The following is a 14,193-nucleotide window of genomic DNA, read 5'->3' on the forward strand; positions in this document are numbered from 1 at the left end:
TTTAACAGGCAAATTTAATTTGCCTGTTTTTCATTTTTAATAGTTCTTGACGTTATGATTGAATTTAAAAATATTAGTAAACATTATCAGCTTAAAGGCCAAACTATTCACGCCTTAGACAATATTAATCTGACGATTCCAGATGGAAGTATCTTCGGAATTATAGGCTATAGTGGTGCAGGTAAAAGTACACTGATCCGTTTGATCAATTTACTAGAAAGACCCAATCAAGGTCAAATGATCATCCACGGTCAAGATTTCACTGCTTTGAGCGCTTCAAAATTACGTCAAGAACGCGCCAATATTGGTATGATTTTCCAACATTTCAATTTATTGCAAACCAAAACCGTTGCAGCCAATATTGAAATGCCAATGAAACTCCTTGGCTGGAGTAAAGCTGAGCGTCTAAAACGCTTAGATGAGCTACTTGAGTTTATCGATTTAAAACATAAACGCGATGCTTTTCCAGATGAGCTTTCTGGTGGTCAAAAACAGCGTGTAGGTATCGCTCGGGCACTTGCCAATCATCCAAAAATTCTACTCTGTGACGAAGCAACATCAGCGCTTGATCCTCAAACGACAAAGTCTGTACTTGCCCTTTTGAAAAAAATCAATCAAGAGCAAGGAATCACCATTGTTATGGTTACGCATGAAATGGATGTTATTGAGTCGATTTGCGACTTTGTTGCAGTTATGGAACAAGGCAAAGTGATTGAACACGGCAGTACTCTCGATATCTTTAGTCAACCTCAACACCCGACGACCAAAACATTTATTCAAACTGTTTTACAGCAGCAATTACCTATCAATATTTTAAATAACTTAGAAAATCAAAATCACCACAGTATTTATAGCTTGCAGTTCTTAGGTACTTCGGCCCAAGAAACTGTTGTGCAAGCTGCCATTAAACGATTTGATATTAGTCTCAATATTTTATTTGCCAACATGACCGAAATTAATGGCGCTGTGATTGGGCAAATGTTTGTGCAATTACTGGGTGATCCAGACATTATTCAAGAAACCATCAGCTTTTTCCAACAACATGGCGTTAAAGTTGAGCAATCAGGAGTACGTGCATGAGAGATATGATTGTTCAATGGCTAACAGAAATTACTGAACCTTTTTGGAAAAGCTCGCTTTCAATTGATCAATTTGTGACAGCCCTACAAGAAACCTTCCATATGGTTTTCTTTGCAATGCTATTCGGTACGATTTGGGGTTTAATTCAAGGAATAACCCTACTTGTTACACGACCAAACGGGATTTTAGCCAATCGTGTGATTTACTATGGATTAAACCCTATTGTGAATGCATTACGTTCCCTCCCGTTTATTATCCTCCTGATCGCGGTTATTCCACTGACAAAAATGATTGTGGGTACTTCTATTGGGACATGGGCAGCTATTGTTCCTTTAACCATTTATGTAGGACCTTATATTGGTCGTTTGGTTGAAACTTCACTCCTTGAAGTTAACGAAGGTATCGTGGAGTCAGCGCAAGCTATGGGCGCAACACCCCTACAAATTATTTTCAAGTTTATTCTGCCTGAGGCACGTAGCTCCCTCATTCTCAATTTAACTACAGCTGCAATCAGCTTAATTGGTGCAACAGCCATGGCTGGCGCGGTCGGTGCAGGCGGCATTGGTGATCTTGCGATCTCCTATGGTTATCAACGCTTTGATACCAGTGTCGTTATACTCACCGTCATTGTGCTTTTAGTACTGGTACAATTGGTGCAAATGACAGGCGAAAAGCTCGCCAAAATGCGATAGTAAATTAAAAAAAAGATCTCAACTGAGATCTTTTTTAATATCAATCCATCCAAAGTGAAGCGATTTTTTCCATTAATTGCGCACGTAACGGCGCAGTCGGATTGCATGGATTACGCTTTGCTTCATGCGTATAAAACGCTTGCCATTCGCGTATCATTTCCAAACTAACACCTTGAGCTTTAAACTGATGGATGTCTTGCTTAGATACACTTTCTAAGCGTGCTTGAGCACCTTCTGGACCTGTTGCCCAACCGATAACCCCTTGCCCAAAACTCGGAAGGCTCATTTGGTTAGGTGTTTGAGGAACCGCTTTACGTTCAATTGTCTCATTGACCTTACAGCTGCTTGGACGCTCGTGTAATTGAGACTTTTGCAGTTGACCAACTTGAGAGTTTTGCATACAACCAACAAGAACAATCGAACTCATCACTGCGCTGATGCAAAAACGCAATCTCACTTTTATCTTCATTTACTTTTTACTCGAAATTTATTGATCAGATCAAATAATCTTAAGCTAACAACATTGCACCTCATCAAATTCGAAATCAATATTTACAATACATCGCTGTTTAAAATTTGGGTGAATTTTACAATTTGATAAGCTTGATCTAGGATGAGATCAAATAAGTCACATGTTTTAGGATCGTTTAGGATGCGTTATCAAGTTCGCGTAATTGATGTTAACAATGCGCTACAAAACTATATATGGATTATTGAAGATACTGAAACCCAAGAAATTGCAGTGGTAGACCCTACAGAAGCCAATTTGGTGGTCAACTATTGTGACTCGAATGGTTTAACACTTAAGCAAATATGGCTTACCCACTGGCATAAAGACCATATTGGTGGTGTTCCAGAGTTAATCGCGGAAAAAAATATTGAAGTTTATGGTCCACGCGAAGAATTATCTAAAATTCCATTTATCAGTTGTCCACTCAATCATGATGATGAATTTTATTTTAATGACTTAAAACTTGACGTCATCGCTGTTCCTGGCCATACCTTAGGTCATATCGCAATATTTGCAGATGAAATCGACAGTTTATTCTGTGGAGATACCTTATTTGCAATGGGATGTGGACGCCTTTTTGAAGGAACGGCTGAACAAATGTATCAATCACTTAACCGACTGTCAGCGCTCCCTCCAAGAACTCAAGTCTACTGTACCCATGAATACACGCTCTCAAATGCACAATTCGCTTTACAAGTAGAACCTGAGAATAAGGCATTGCAAGAACGATTTGAGCAAGTTCAGAAACTTCGAGATCAAAATCAAATAACCTTACCTTCCACCATTGAAATTGAACTTGAGACCAATCCTTTCTTGCGCGTCAACAGTGCTGAAGAATTTAAACGTATTCGGGAAATGAAAGATAATTTCTAAATTTAGCATTATCTGTTCAAATTACAGGTGTTTATTACTGAGCGATATTCGCTCAGTTTTTAAACCCTTCAGACAATACATTCTCTTCTTTATCTTAAAGCTTTAACAACATGATCAAATTCTGTCTTTTAATTGCATGAAATATATACATTTCTATAGAATTAAAATATATTTACATTAATTTAGGTTCAAACCCTTTAAAAACAACATCATTAACCTTATTAATATTTCATTAGTCAAAGGAGTTGTCTCATGAAGAAAGTGGTCAAAGCAAAAAATTTAATTGCATTCAGAATTTGGTTAGAAAAATTAGGTTATTCCGTTCGAAATTTAAAGGATAACCAAGGCTTCACTTTCAGTTTTAAAAAAGAATATGGTTTAGTGACATGTGACTTATCTGGAAATACGTTGGCAATGCAATTAGGTGAAGAATTCGAGGATCACTTGAAGGCTTAATTTCAGCTTAATTCAAAGGAATGAATACTGAATAGATCATTTAAATATTAATATCGCCTCTTTGTAGGCGATTTTTTTTATGTTTAGATATTTCAGCCTGTATTGATATAAAAATATAGGCAATAAAAAAGCAAGGTATCAAACCTTGCCTTAATATGGTGGGGACGGAGAGACTCGAACTCTCACACCTTGCGGCGCTGGAACCTAAATCCAGTGCGTCTACCAATTTCGCCACGTCCCCTTTGAATACTCAATTATATTACTGAGCTTCATAAAACTTGGCAGAGGATCAAGGATTCGAACCTTGACGAACGGTTTTGGAGACCGTCATGCTACCATTACACCAATCCTCTATTTCACTTACTTCGGTCACTCCACCTAGTAAATTACTTGGTGGGGACGGAGAGACTCGAACTCTCACACCTTGCGGCGCTGGAACCTAAATCCAGTGCGTCTACCAATTTCGCCACGTCCCCGATGGCTGTGTATATTATAGAGATCATTATCTCATGACAAGCCCTTTTTTTGAAAAACCTTATTGTTTGACTAAATATAAAACAATTATCCATTTTACTGGTTTTTCTTTAAACAAATTCGCTTAATAACTGTTTTAATTGATAAATATTGTTCAATCTTTGTGATTTATTTTTCATCAACATCTGCTGGAGTACTGGTGTTAAGTCAGAAAAAGGCCTTATAATTTCAACTTTTAATTGCTGACAATGCCATTTTGCCCAATCTATATAGCTTTTTTTACGGATTGAGTACTGATTTAACCATTCTAACCAAATAATACCGAGTGCATATATATCTGATGCTTGTGATTTTGACTCACCATGAAACAACTCAGGCGCCATATACCTTGGTGTTCCATGCGTAGAAACTTGAGGATGGCACTCAAAGTGAAACATCTGTTCAAAATCAATTAATTTGGGTTGACCATTGAATATTCTAAAATGTTCTCTTTTGAGATCTGCATGGACCAATCCTTGATCATGAATCGATAGTAATGCATCTAGACTATGTAATAATAAATTGACCACATTTGAAAACTCATTGTGTGGGAAGGTCTGCATTTGAATATAGACAGAATTTTCTACTTCAAATAACGGCGCCGCATTTTCTATCAGAATCAATGATGAAGAATCATGCTTTGATATACGTGTATTGAATCTACTGTTTTCGTCATACACGATCTCAAACGGCACTAAGATCTTTGAAGAGCGAGTACTGAGTGATTGGTAGTGTTTTATCTCATTGTCGAACCACTGCTCATGCTGTGAACTGATACCCTGCTGTTGTCGCTTAACCCAATAAGTTTGGTCATCTATTTCGATACAATAAATTAGACGACCATACTGCTGACTTTGTTGAGAATTAACTGGTTGCCTGAGCAGAGGCTGAATGGTTTGCCACTGTAGATTGTTTTTCAAGAGATTCATTTTGCTGTTTCAGTTGCGTCAGCATATCCAAACAATGTTCAATGGTTTTTCCTATACGCGCATGTGTTTCAATACTGGACAGTTTTGACCAAGTTGCCCGTTCCCCTTCTCTTTGAAGGACTTTAAACAAATGAGGTCGCGGATTTTGTAACATATAATGATAATGTCGCAGACTATAATTACCTACAATATTTAAATCCCCATAATAACGCTGATCAACAATACCATAACCGTGATCCAATAGTCGTCTAATCGTCGGCACACTGCCCATTCGGTCACGAGTGAAATTCATGACATCCATCGCAATCGTTTTACCATGTTTACGCACTAAACGTTGCGGCCAGCTGAGCAGATCTGTTCTAAAACGTTCCGCATCACTTTGCATGAATGGCACAATATGTGGATTCACCTGACTGGCAATGGTGTAATTAATATTGTAAAGACGAGCCATTTTCTCTTGTGGAAAATCACTTCTCACACTGCCATCCACCCAACGAATACTTGCCAAGTATGGTGTATGCACTCCATCATAACGCTTACTGGTCAGTCGAACTGGAGGAAATAAGATGGGAACGGCACATGATGCCAAAACTGCACTCCACACCAGTAAATCTGGTGCAGTATATTTGTTCATGATACGAGCATCTTCCTGAGCGACATCATAAGGTGCGACACTGATATTGATATCAAGCCCAGACTTTTCATACGCTTCTTGAAACGTTAAGTCCCCTAAATTTTCCACTAAAAATTTCTTAAGATATCGCACATCTGCAATACCACCATTTCCTCTAAGCAACTCTTTGAAACTTCTGAAATGGAATGCTTCACTATAAAAGCTCTCTCCTGTCAGCAGCTGATCAATATCTTTTTGATCAGAAACGCCTAACATCGCCGTCATCAACGCACCAGCACTCGAACCTGATAAAACTTTCGGCATCAAATCTTGTTCCATCAGCGCCTTACACACGCCTGTATGAAACAATCCTAATGAGGCCCCACCAGAAAACATCATTGCTGGTTGACCATAGGTCAGTTGACAATTTTTAAAAAAATCAAATTTTTCTTGATGCGTCAAACCCGAACATTCATCTGAAGCGATATAAATTAAACTCTGTGAAACCTCTTCAATATAGTCCTCAATAAGTTTTTTAGTGCCAATATATGTTTGTGTGAACAGCATAGGATGACCAATATTAGCGACATCATGACTCAGGCCTTCTCGCAAAATATAGATAAGATCAATTACACGATGATTCAGCTTGTAACGGCGTAAGAGATTTAAACGATGCGATATAATTTCAGCATCAAAATAGGGTGAAGTATTATCAAACTTCCATTCCTGAGCGCCCGTCTCCTCATCCAGCTTTAAGGCAATGTCTTTCCACTCTTCATAGCTCTCCGCACGTTCAAGCTCATGTTGCATTTTTTTAATTCGATACGCTTGATGCGGATTAATTTGACTACGAGTGCCTAAAATCATTGAGCTAGTCCTTTGATTTTTATTAGTTCAATTAGTTTTGTTCAGTTTTTAAACTATGCAAAAAAAGCACAAAATAATCAACTTAATAAAATTTATTTCTTGTATCGACCAGTCATCATAGATTTATCCCTTAGATCAGTTCACATCGCTGTCGTCATCATGTAGATTAAACTTGATTTTATTGAATTGTATTTCACGAATACCTATGGCGACTCTAGAACTACCAGATCAACTGTTAACAAAAATTTCTCAACTTATTGACCAACTTAATCGCACATTATCTGAACCGAGTCAGGAAATTGATTTCTCAGCACTAGGATACAAATGGCAAAATAAACGGCTGATCCCCATTCAAAAACCTAAAATAATTCATCTTGATGATTTAAAAGGTATCGAAAAACAAAAAGAAAAAATACTGCAAAACACTGAACAATTTTTACAAGGCTTACCTGCAAACGATATTTTATTGACAGGATCTCGTGGAACCGGAAAATCATCTATTGTGAGATCTTTACTGTCTAAATATGCTGACCGTGGTTTACGCATCATTGAAATTGAGCGTGATGATCTGTCAGACCTACCAGAAATACAAAAAATTATTGAAGGTCGTTCTGAAAAATTTATCGTCTATTGCGATGACTTAGCCTTTAATGCTGAAGACGAAAATTATCGTAGCTTAAAAAGTGTGTTAGATGGTTCACTAGAGTCAGGTTCTGGCAACTTTATTATTTATGCGACCAGTAACCGCCGCCACCTACTCCCAGAATTTATGCATGAAAACACCCCGATCACTAAAGTGGACGTGCCTCAATATACTGAATTACATCCGCAAGAAGCGATCGAAGAAAAAATCTCATTGTCTGATCGTTTTGGTCTTTGGCTTTCATTCTACCCGATGGATCAAAATCTTTATTTAGAGATTGTAGAGCACTACTTAAAAAAATCTGATATTGAAATGACACCTGAAGTACGTGCTGAAGCGCTACGTTGGTGCCAAGCCAGAGGTCAACGCTCAGGTCGTTCTGCATTCCAATTTTCAAAACATTGGATCGGCTCTACTCAATTAAAGCGTGATTAAGCATTTACATCAGCTTCTGCAATAAGAAACTAAGATGGAATGACGTCTTAGTTTCTCGACTTTCACTCTTTAAGCTAAGTTATTAGCTTTTATTACGATAAAAGTTAATAAATTATTCATGAATAATTATAAAGATAAAATTAACAATTTAACTCATTGCTCTCTATCGATATTAAAAAAATTTTAAATAAAAAAATCTCAAATATTACTTTAAGCTATTAATTTAAATAAAATTTATTAACTAAATAAGAATTAAAAAAATAATTTAAATTTAAAACAATATAACATAACAACCATTTTTTGTTTTTCGAAAAAATTAATGTAACCCAAACTTAACAATTCAAAAATAGTATGAGGGACGCAAATAATTATAGAAAAAGGCTGCATCCATGCTTCAAATTAAAAAATATAGTAACCAACATACACAATTCCCAGAAGTGCAAAATATATTAAAAACGCTTCATCAAGCGATCTTCATGACACCAGAGGGTTGTGATTTGAATGACATTGCTCAAGCCTATGCCCCCGATGATGCTGCAAGCAAACGGGTTTTGATCTATTTTGATGAAGAAAAACCTGTTGGATTTTTATGTATGCAACGTTATGAAGTCAAAAAGTATGACAAGACAATAAATGTTTTTCGTGGTCAAGCAGGTCTTCTTAGCGCCTATCGAAAATCAAATCTATTAAAATTCCAATATATTTACTTCATCATTTCTCAAATGATCCGCCACCCAGCACCATCATATTTTTTTGCTGTGTGTTTACATCCCTCAAGTTATCGTGCAATTACACGTTATGCTTTCAAAAAAAATACATGGCCGACTCGCCTAAACCTCGATAACAATACAGAAATGCAAGACCTTTGCACCCTATTCTCTCAGCAATTTAATTATCAACTTTCAAAATCTGGTCATGTTTTTATTTATAACGATGGTCTTGGAGGAACACGCGGTTGTAAGCACGAACACGATAATATGAATGAGGATGCTGCTTTTTTTTTGAATCACAATGCAGGATATATCAATGGTGATGGTATGTTAGTGATTGCCAAAATCACTGTCTTTGAGGTGTTTTACCGTTTAACTTGTCATACTTTGGGTAAAATGAATCGCAATAAATATATTCAATGGACAAAACAGCGACAATAATAGTCCCGCTTTAAACGCTTCTAGCACATATTGCTCACCACAATGTTGCTTAATCATCGGTAAGAATGCATCACAGGACAGTACACCTGTGGTGCTAATTGCTGCTTGTGGTTGATGTCTTCCAAAAACTTGTAGAAAAATGATGGAAAACATCCCTCGAATCATATCCACAATTAAAGCTTGAACTGCCAATAAGGGATTTAGTTTCTGTGAAATCATTGCAGCAGACAGACTTGCCCAACCGAATCCAGATAGCAATACAGCACTTTCCTTCCAAATTATCAGCATAAAGCAGGCAAATATTGTATTTGCCAATACCATTATGATTGGGAGTTTTAAATCATGCCATTGCAATGTTTTGATGTTAGAGGCTGATATAAGAACTCCGATCAAAAATAGAATAATGTAGATAAGCACGTTTTGAATACTTAAAGCTATTTGCTCATCTATTAAATCCATTCGATAAGTGAAGATCCCTCCCACAAACACCAAAATAAGTAAAAGATACACTGTCAATATTTTAATGATGTCCTTAATTTGGATTGTGCCTCGTTTACTGTTTTCCTGCTGTTTCTTCTTATAAAATAGAGAACTAAACCAGTAAGTAAATACGCATACCCCGAGTGCGAGAATAACTAACTTGCTCAAAACAGCTTTAGGATTTTCTAATGCGAGTAGGTTTGGAGCTGCGTAAACAGTGCAAAAAAATATAAATAAAATCAGGGCTAAAAAAAATACTTGTTCAATGTACTTTTTGGGATGAAATTTACGACCATATAGATAGCCAAAAATGATGATGATAAGATCCAATCAGACTTCCAAAATTATTTTTATACGTATCGCTTAGATTAATGCATAGATATAAAACTTATATGACAAAATGTTTCTTATTGAGCATAGTCATGTCTAATCATTTGTGTCTGCTAGATTTTAAGTTTAAAACTTAATTTCGCCCCGATATCGTCCATAATCTAATTCGTTGTTTTGATTTCTCGTATAGTTCAATTTCAATCTTTCGGCGTGTTTAGCGCATCTCTTTAAAACAACTAATCACATTTTTAAAATATCACTCACAATTCTATAATCGTTTTTCATTTGAGATCACCTAATATATTTTTAAAACTACAAAAGAGAATGTGATGGCTTACAATCATAAAGACCTCGATAACATCCCACGTAGAAGCTCTCGTGTTAACTCTCAAAGTTTTGATTACTCTTTGGACTTTAAAAAAATTAATTTCAGAGAGAGACCGGAACTCTATCGAATTGGTCGTGGTGAACAGGGTGTATTACTCGTCGAACCTTACAAATCTGAAATTCTGCCCTTTTGGAAATTTGCAGATGAAGATAAAGCTAGAGAGAGTTCTAATAAGATTTATCAACTCTTTCTTGAATATTTAGCAGTCGATGATTTTGTCGGTGCAGATATGGCTCGTAAATTTTTACAAATGGGTTATACCCGAGCGAGACGTTATGCCAACCATAAAGGTGGAAAAAAATATAAAGGTCCTGTACCTAATGACAAAAAAGGTTTAAGTGGTGCTCACGGGCGTGAAGAACTACCACGCCAACAAGAAGACGCTATTAAGGCTGCAGCAGCACGAATTTTTAAAGTGAAATGGGATGAAGCTAAACAGCATTCTCACTATATTGCATTAAAAGAACGATTTAAAAACTCAATTGCGAGTCAATAAATACATTCACACACCATGTATAATACAAACAAAACTATTTCTTTAATTTTTATTTACAATAGAAAAATAGAAAGTACAATAGCATTTACCAAAAAATGATCACCATTTTTTGCATTTAAAGATAAATACATCACAAATAATGAGCATGCGCCATGATAACTAAATTTTTAAAATTGGGTTTAATCCTCTCGATAACCACTCTAACAACGACAACTTTTGCCCAACAACATACCGTTTCATTGGGTTATGCTCAGTCTGAAATTAAAAATGCGTTTGATATTCGTGGTATTCACGCTCAATATCGCTATGAACTCGAGACTCCTTTAAGCGTTATGGCAACAATGTCGTATCAAACTGGTGATGAAACTTGGATTGAACCAGGGGAACGCCAAGATACAGATGTAAAGCATTTTTCTCTGCTAGCAGGTCCTGCTTATCGTCTCAACGAGAATTTCAGTGTTTATGGTGTTGTCGGGATCGCGCATTCAAAAGTTGAAAGTTCATATCGCGCCTTGAACATATATGAAAACATGGATCTAAGTGAAACAGCGTTTGCATATGGTGTTGGTATTAATATTAACCCTGCTCCGCAATATGCGATTAATATCGGTTATGAAGGTACTAAAGTTGATGGGGCTAAATTTGATGGGTTCAACATCAGCGCAGGTTATCGTTTCTAATTCAGCTTGAATACATAGAGAATTAAAAAAGAGGCTTTTTGCCTCTTTTTTTGTCAAAATCATTGGATAATGTTTATACATTATTTGGATAGCGAGAAATAGACGAATCCTATATAGCTAGAATAAGTCGTATTATTCTATCTAGGATGTTTCATGCAAAAAAGAAAACTTGGACAAACTGATTTATTCATCTCACCCATCGTATTCGGAGGAAATGTATTCGGTTGGACGGTTGATGAAAAAAAAAGTTTCAAAATTTTAGATGCACTGTATGAGCGTGGATTTAACACCATTGATACAGCAGACTTCTATTCCATTTGGGCACCAGGCAATCATGGTGGCGAGTCAGAAACAATCATTGGTAATTGGTTAAAACAAAATCCAAGTAAACGTGAAGACATCGTGCTATTTACTAAAGTCGGTTTAGATATGGGGATCCCCGGCCATCAAGGTTTATCTGAACGATGGATTATGCAAGCAGTTGAAGACTCACTTAGTCGTTTAAAAACAGATTATCTTGATCTTTATTTTGCACACTGGCCTGATGAAAACACACCTCATGAAGAAACATTATCAGTATTTTCAAAGCTCAAAGATCAAGGAAAAATTCGCGCCTATGGCACTTCTAATTTTTCAGCTGATCAATTAGACGCTTCTATTCAAGCTGCACAAAAGATTGGTGTGCAACATTATCAGGTTCTTCAACCTGAATATAATCTTTACGATCGCGATGTATTCGAACAAACACTGCAACCCATTTGTGAACGCCATCAAATTGGTGTCGTAAGTTTTTATAGTCTGGCTAGTGGATTTCTATCTGGGAAATATTCGTCATTAGAAAATATTCAAGGGCGTCAACGTGCAGATACGCTTGTAAAATATTTTGATGATCGAGGCTTAAACCTTTTAGATAAGCTCAGAGAAGTGGCATCGCGCCACAATGCGGCACCTGCTGAGGTAGCTTTGGCTTGGTTACTTGCGCAAAAGCATATTTCAGCACCAATCGCCAGTGCAACAAACCTTGAACAAATTACCCAATTTTCAAATGCAGTGAATCTTCAACTCTCACCAGAAGACATGCAAATTCTTTCAATAATGTAAATATAAAAAAAGAGGCTATAAGCCTCTTTTTTCTCGTGACCAAACATTTATGCTTCAGTAGGTTTTTTGAGTTCCGTCATCGGCCAACGTGGCGTCGTTGTCACGGCTAAGCCATCATGTTGTCCTGCTTTTAAGCGTTGATATCCAGCAAAAGCAATCATGGCGCCATTATCCGTACATAAAGCTGGTTCAGCATAATATACTTGAGCTTTTATTTTAGCTAATTCTGCTTCAAGACGTTCACGAAGACGCTTATTGGCACTCACACCACCAGCAATGACCAAACGCTTAAGACCAGTTTGTTTTAATGCTTTAACTGATTTTTTGACCAATGTATCAACAATAGCCTCTTGAAAACTCGCAGCAATATCAGCGTCTCGGTTTTCTTCACCTAATTTTTTCATTTGGACAGAAACTGCTGTTTTTAAGCCGCTAAATGAAAATTCCAAACCTTGATGCAACATAGGACGTGGAAATTCAAAAGCAGTGGCATCACCTTGCTCAGCAAGTTTAGAGATATTTGGACCGCCTGGATAAGGCAACCCCATCATCTTAGCAACCTTATCGAATGCTTCACCCGCTGCATCATCGATCGACTCACCTAAGATTTCATAATGACCAATATCATATGCCGCCATTAATTGTGTATGCCCACCCGAGACCAACAAAGCGACAAACGGAAATTCCGGTGGAGTGGCTGATAAAAGAGGCGCCAACATATGCCCTTCCATATGATGCACACCAATCGCTGGTTTATTTAACGCAAATGCAAGCGTACGACCAAATAATGCTCCAGTCATGAGTGCACCCATTAGGCCTGGACCACGTGTATAAGCCACCGCATCAATCTCAGATTTTTTGATTTGACTTTCTTCAAGCAATTGATTGATTAAAGGAATTAATTTACGAACATGATCGCGTGATGCCAATTCGGGTACCACTCCACCATATTCAGCATGCAATTTAATCTGACTATATAACACCTGTCCTCTTAAGCCGACTTCGCTGTCATAGAGTGCGAGACCAGTTTCATCACACGACGTTTCTAAGCCTAAAACGATCATTAAATTGCCTTTAACCCATTTCAAAATATTGCTAAAGCTATTATAGACTTGTGATATGAGATGTAAATGAGTAAAATACTGACCTTCACTTGTGACTCAGCGCAATTCGGCGCTTAGTCTTATCCATAAACTAGAGGATTCTTCATGCCACAAGTTAAATTGAAAGAAGGCGAACCAGTAGACGTAGCTATCCGTCGTTTCAAACGTTCATGCGAAAAAGCGGGTGTTTTAGCTGACGTTCGTAAACGTGAATTCTACGAGAAACCAACTCAAGAACGTAAGCGCAAAAAAGCTGCTGCTGTTAAACGCTACCAAAAGAAATTGGCGCGTGAATCAGTACGTACTACTCGCCTTTACTAAGATTAATTTGTGATTGACTGCTCGGATATATAAATGGCTACTTTAAAAAACCAAATTACTGACGTTTTGAAAGCAACAATGCGTGCTAAAGAAATGGATAAGTTAACGGTGATTCGTAGTCTCCAAGCAGCAATTAAGCAAATCGAAGTCGATGAACGCGTAGAACTAGATGATAGTCGAGTTCTCGCGGTCATTGAAAAACAAATCAAGCAACGTAAAGAATCGATTAAAGCTTTTGAAAGCGCTAATCGACAAGACTTAGCTAGTAAGGAACAAGCCGAGGTTGAGGTTTTATCTCAATTTCTACCAGCAGCTATGACTGAGGAAGAACTTGATTCAATTATTGCGCAAACGATTGCTGCGCAACAAGCTACTAGCATGAAAGATATGGGTAAGGTGATGAATTCTCTACGTCCGATCATAGCCGGACGTGCCGATCCTGCACAAGTTTCGAGTAAAATTAAAGCTCAACTTTCTTAAGTTTTCGTATTATGTTTGATTTGGTCTATTTAATAATGGCATTAAATAGTC

16 protein-coding genes and 3 tRNA genes are annotated in these 14,193 nt (G+C 37.2%); 11 read left to right on the plus strand and 8 right to left on the minus strand.

Translation table 11 applies throughout. The features are described 5' to 3' along the window. The first annotated feature begins 54 nt into the window (after positions 1–54). Positions 55–1,080, plus strand: a complete 1,026-nt coding sequence (locus tag AC1M9I_RS04460; protein WP_179998301.1) for a methionine ABC transporter ATP-binding protein — start codon at positions 55–57, stop codon at positions 1,078–1,080. Then, positions 1,077–1,772, plus strand: coding sequence for a methionine ABC transporter permease (locus tag AC1M9I_RS04465; RefSeq protein ID WP_035267644.1), 696 nt, complete (start codon positions 1,077–1,079; stop codon positions 1,770–1,772). Before AC1M9I_RS04460 ends, AC1M9I_RS04465 begins: the two co-directional genes overlap by 4 nt. Before the next feature lie 40 nt (positions 1,773–1,812). On the opposite strand, the gene AC1M9I_RS04470 is transcribed toward AC1M9I_RS04465, so the two are convergent. Then, positions 1,813–2,229 (minus strand): DUF4951 domain-containing protein, encoded by a 417-nt coding sequence (locus AC1M9I_RS04470; protein WP_481610740.1) that lies wholly within the window; start codon positions 2,227–2,229, stop codon positions 1,813–1,815. 195 nt (positions 2,230–2,424) lie between these two features. Here AC1M9I_RS04470 and gloB point away from each other — a divergent pair, with 195 nt between their 5' ends. Then, on the plus strand, positions 2,425–3,156 hold the full coding sequence (gloB, locus tag AC1M9I_RS04475; protein WP_481591199.1) for a hydroxyacylglutathione hydrolase: 732 nt from the start codon (positions 2,425–2,427) through the stop codon (positions 3,154–3,156). A gap of 252 nt (positions 3,157–3,408) precedes the next feature. After that, positions 3,409–3,612: a hypothetical protein gene (locus tag AC1M9I_RS04480; protein ID WP_035267651.1), complete on the plus strand. Its 204-nt coding sequence runs from the start codon at positions 3,409–3,411 to the stop codon at positions 3,610–3,612. A gap of 156 nt (positions 3,613–3,768) precedes the next feature. Here AC1M9I_RS04480 and AC1M9I_RS04485 read toward each other — a convergent pair. The 5 genes from AC1M9I_RS04485 to AC1M9I_RS04505 all read right to left on the minus strand — a co-directional run bounded on the left by AC1M9I_RS04485 (position 3,769) and on the right by AC1M9I_RS04505 (position 6,534). Further along, positions 3,769–3,853, minus strand: a tRNA-Leu gene (locus AC1M9I_RS04485). A 38-nt stretch (positions 3,854–3,891) separates the two neighbouring features. Next, a tRNA-Trp gene (locus AC1M9I_RS04490) sits at positions 3,892–3,965 on the minus strand. A gap of 38 nt (positions 3,966–4,003) precedes the next feature. Then, positions 4,004–4,088, minus strand: a tRNA-Leu gene (locus AC1M9I_RS04495). Positions 4,089–4,196: 108 nt separating this feature from the next. Then, positions 4,197–5,045 (minus strand): protein kinase domain-containing protein, encoded by an 849-nt coding sequence (locus AC1M9I_RS04500; RefSeq protein ID WP_481594291.1) that lies wholly within the window; start codon positions 5,043–5,045, stop codon positions 4,197–4,199. Then, on the minus strand, positions 4,990–6,534 hold the full coding sequence (locus AC1M9I_RS04505) for a DUF3336 domain-containing protein (protein ID WP_481586970.1): 1,545 nt from the start codon (positions 6,532–6,534) through the stop codon (positions 4,990–4,992). The genes AC1M9I_RS04500 and AC1M9I_RS04505 overlap by 56 nt, the downstream gene beginning before the upstream one ends. 205 nt (positions 6,535–6,739) lie before the next feature. Between AC1M9I_RS04505 and AC1M9I_RS04510 the strand changes: the two genes are divergently transcribed. Both AC1M9I_RS04510 and AC1M9I_RS04515 read left to right on the plus strand, forming a co-directional pair. After that, positions 6,740–7,612, plus strand: coding sequence for an ATP-binding protein (locus tag AC1M9I_RS04510; protein WP_481592966.1), 873 nt, complete (start codon positions 6,740–6,742; stop codon positions 7,610–7,612). A 389-nt stretch (positions 7,613–8,001) separates the two neighbouring features. After that, positions 8,002–8,763, plus strand: a complete 762-nt coding sequence (locus AC1M9I_RS04515) for a hypothetical protein (RefSeq protein WP_481594290.1) — start codon at positions 8,002–8,004, stop codon at positions 8,761–8,763. Here AC1M9I_RS04515 and AC1M9I_RS04520 read toward each other — a convergent pair. Continuing rightward, positions 8,695–9,573, minus strand: a complete 879-nt coding sequence (locus AC1M9I_RS04520) for a LysO family transporter (RefSeq protein ID WP_481594289.1) — start codon at positions 9,571–9,573, stop codon at positions 8,695–8,697. The genes AC1M9I_RS04515 and AC1M9I_RS04520 overlap by 69 nt on opposite strands. Before the next feature lie 329 nt (positions 9,574–9,902). Here AC1M9I_RS04520 and AC1M9I_RS04525 point away from each other — a divergent pair, with 329 nt between their 5' ends. The 3 genes from AC1M9I_RS04525 (at position 9,903) to AC1M9I_RS04535 (ending at position 12,238) form a co-directional block, all read left to right on the plus strand. Then, complete coding sequence (locus AC1M9I_RS04525; RefSeq protein ID WP_481589804.1) at positions 9,903–10,457, plus strand: DUF4385 domain-containing protein; 555 nt, start codon at positions 9,903–9,905, stop codon at positions 10,455–10,457. A 152-nt stretch (positions 10,458–10,609) separates the two neighbouring features. Next, positions 10,610–11,137 carry an Ail/Lom family outer membrane beta-barrel protein gene (locus AC1M9I_RS04530; protein ID WP_481594288.1) on the plus strand — a complete coding sequence of 176 codons (528 nt, stop codon included), beginning with the start codon at positions 10,610–10,612 and terminating at the stop codon, positions 11,135–11,137. 153 nt (positions 11,138–11,290) lie between these two features. After that, the gene (locus AC1M9I_RS04535) at positions 11,291–12,238 is read left to right on the plus strand and encodes an aldo/keto reductase (protein ID WP_481594287.1); all 948 of its coding nucleotides are present in this window, start codon (positions 11,291–11,293) and stop codon (positions 12,236–12,238) included. 47 nt (positions 12,239–12,285) lie between these two features. Here AC1M9I_RS04535 and tsaD read toward each other — a convergent pair whose 3' ends face one another. After that, positions 12,286–13,302 carry a tRNA (adenosine(37)-N6)-threonylcarbamoyltransferase complex transferase subunit TsaD gene (gene tsaD / locus AC1M9I_RS04540; RefSeq protein WP_481594286.1) on the minus strand — a complete coding sequence of 339 codons (1,017 nt, stop codon included), beginning with the start codon at positions 13,300–13,302 and terminating at the stop codon, positions 12,286–12,288. A gap of 144 nt (positions 13,303–13,446) precedes the next feature. On the opposite strand from tsaD, the gene rpsU reads away from it, so the two are divergent. Both rpsU and AC1M9I_RS04550 read left to right on the plus strand, forming a co-directional pair. After that, positions 13,447–13,662, plus strand: a complete 216-nt coding sequence (gene rpsU / locus AC1M9I_RS04545) for a 30S ribosomal protein S21 (protein ID WP_001136722.1) — start codon at positions 13,447–13,449, stop codon at positions 13,660–13,662. 33 nt (positions 13,663–13,695) lie between these two features. Next, complete coding sequence (locus tag AC1M9I_RS04550) at positions 13,696–14,142, plus strand: GatB/YqeY domain-containing protein (RefSeq protein WP_481594285.1); 447 nt, start codon at positions 13,696–13,698, stop codon at positions 14,140–14,142. Positions 14,143–14,193 lie beyond the last annotated feature (51 nt).

It is taken from the genome of Acinetobacter sp. ANC_7553 (assembly GCF_056779895.1).

Excerpts from the sequence above, each read along its gene's own strand:
- AC1M9I_RS04460 (WP_179998301.1), top strand. The coding sequence starts at position 55 with ATGATTGAATTTAAAAATATTAGTAAACATTATCAGCTTAAAGGCCAA.
- AC1M9I_RS04465 (WP_035267644.1), top strand. The coding sequence starts at position 1,077 with ATGAGAGATATGATTGTTCAATGGCTAACAGAAATTACTGAACCTTTT.
- gloB (WP_481591199.1), top strand. The coding sequence starts at position 2,425 with ATGCGTTATCAAGTTCGCGTAATTGATGTTAACAATGCGCTACAAAAC.
- AC1M9I_RS04480 (WP_035267651.1), top strand. The coding sequence starts at position 3,409 with ATGAAGAAAGTGGTCAAAGCAAAAAATTTAATTGCATTCAGAATTTGG.
- AC1M9I_RS04505 (WP_481586970.1), bottom strand. The coding sequence starts at position 6,534 with ATGATTTTAGGCACTCGTAGTCAAATTAATCCGCATCAAGCGTATCGA.
- AC1M9I_RS04510 (WP_481592966.1), top strand. The coding sequence starts at position 6,740 with ATGGCGACTCTAGAACTACCAGATCAACTGTTAACAAAAATTTCTCAA.
- AC1M9I_RS04515 (WP_481594290.1), top strand. The coding sequence starts at position 8,002 with ATGCTTCAAATTAAAAAATATAGTAACCAACATACACAATTCCCAGAA.
- AC1M9I_RS04525 (WP_481589804.1), top strand. The coding sequence starts at position 9,903 with ATGGCTTACAATCATAAAGACCTCGATAACATCCCACGTAGAAGCTCT.
- AC1M9I_RS04530 (WP_481594288.1), top strand. The coding sequence starts at position 10,610 with ATGATAACTAAATTTTTAAAATTGGGTTTAATCCTCTCGATAACCACT.
- AC1M9I_RS04535 (WP_481594287.1), top strand. The coding sequence starts at position 11,291 with ATGCAAAAAAGAAAACTTGGACAAACTGATTTATTCATCTCACCCATC.
- tsaD (WP_481594286.1), bottom strand. The coding sequence starts at position 13,302 with ATGATCGTTTTAGGCTTAGAAACGTCGTGTGATGAAACTGGTCTCGCA.
- rpsU (WP_001136722.1), top strand. The coding sequence starts at position 13,447 with ATGCCACAAGTTAAATTGAAAGAAGGCGAACCAGTAGACGTAGCTATC.
- AC1M9I_RS04550 (WP_481594285.1), top strand. The coding sequence starts at position 13,696 with ATGGCTACTTTAAAAAACCAAATTACTGACGTTTTGAAAGCAACAATG.